The sequence below is a fragment of the Bradyrhizobium retamae genome, assembly GCF_001440415.1.
GTDB classification, from domain to species: domain Bacteria; phylum Pseudomonadota; class Alphaproteobacteria; order Rhizobiales; family Xanthobacteraceae; genus Bradyrhizobium; species Bradyrhizobium retamae.
On the sequence record NZ_LLYA01000108.1, the window covers coordinates 1 to 1,586 of the forward strand.

General features: G+C 60.9%; 1 protein-coding gene. It reads left to right on the forward strand.

Annotation, left to right across the window (positions count from 1 at the left end):
• Positions 1-233 precede the first annotated feature (233 nt).
• Positions 234-1,325, forward strand: coding sequence for a recombinase RecA (gene recA, locus CQ13_RS12275; RefSeq protein ID WP_028350014.1), 1,092 nt, complete (start codon positions 234-236; stop codon positions 1,323-1,325).
• The last annotated feature ends 261 nt before the right edge of the window (positions 1,326-1,586 follow it).

The following is a 1,586-nucleotide window of genomic DNA, read 5'->3' on the forward strand; positions in this document are numbered from 1 at the left end:
TCCACCTCGCCGCTGCCGTGATAAACTCGCGATGAATCCCAACAGACCCTAGGCCACTCCCAAAATCAAATTAGGCCACTGCACTCGGAAACAGGCCAGTGCCTCTGCGATGAAAAGAACATATTGCGAACATAGAACAAAGGTGGTACAAGGGTTCCTACCGAAATCGAATCCAAAAAGCTGCTCACCGCCGTTTTCCCGCTCGCGAATCCCCGCCATAAGGAGCACGTATTATGTCCGCCACTGCCCTGCGTATCGTTGAAGGATCCTCCATGGATAAGACCAAGGCCCTGTCTGCCGCGCTCTCCCAGATCGAGCGCCAGTTCGGCAAGGGCTCGGTGATGAAGCTGGGCAAGAACGACCGTTCGATGGATGTCGAGACGGTGTCCTCGGGCTCGCTCGGGCTCGACATTGCGCTCGGTGTCGGCGGGCTGCCGAAGGGGCGGGTGGTGGAAATCTACGGGCCGGAATCGTCGGGCAAGACCACGCTGGCGTTGCACACGGTGGCGGAAGGACAGAAGAAGGGCGGCATCTGCGCCTTCATCGACGCCGAACACGCGCTCGATCCGGTCTATGCGCGCAAGCTCGGCGTCAACATCGACGAGCTCCTGATCTCGCAACCCGACACCGGCGAGCAGGCGCTGGAAATCTGCGACACACTGGTGCGCTCCGGCGCGATCGACGTGCTGGTGGTCGATTCGGTGGCGGCTCTGGTGCCGAAGGCCGAACTCGAGGGCGAGATGGGCGATGCGCTGCCGGGGTTGCAGGCGCGGCTGATGAGCCAGGCGCTGCGCAAGCTCACCGCCTCGATCAACAAGTCGAACACCATGGTGATCTTCATCAACCAGATCCGCATGAAGATCGGCGTGATGTACGGCTCGCCTGAAACGACCACCGGCGGCAACGCGCTGAAATTTTACGCCTCCGTCCGCCTCGACATCCGCCGCATCGGCGCAATCAAGGAGCGCGACGAAGTCGTCGGCAACACCACCCGCGTCAAGGTGGTGAAGAACAAGCTGGCGCCGCCGTTCAAGCAGGTCGAATTCGACATCATGTATGGCGAGGGCGTCTCCAAGATGGGCGAGATCCTCGACCTTGGCGTCAAGGCCGGCATCGTCGAAAAGTCCGGCGCCTGGTTCTCCTATGATAGCCAGCGTCTCGGCCAGGGACGCGAGAACGCAAAAGCCTTCCTCAAGGCCAATCCCGACATGGTCGCCAAGATCGAGATGGCGATCCGCCAGAACTCCGGCCTGATCGCCGAGCAGATCTTGGCCGGTCCCGCCGAGCGCGACGCCGACGGCGAGGAGCCGGCAGACGACGAATAAGTTTTGAGAAACGCTTCAGGGGTTAAGGCCTGAAACGTGACGACGGGTGCTGCGGACGTTGAGTTGCCGACGTCCTCAGTGCCCGTTTGTTTTTGCGTTCCCCGGATGCTGCGCAGCGCGACGCTTCTCGAGCGGCGCGGTGCGCTGCTGATCCGGGTCTATCCGTTCGTTTTGCGCGTGTGTGGATCCCGGCTCTGCGGAGCAGCGCTAGTGTTCTGTCACTGACATTTGAATCCCAACTTGTCGCGAATATGATTCACT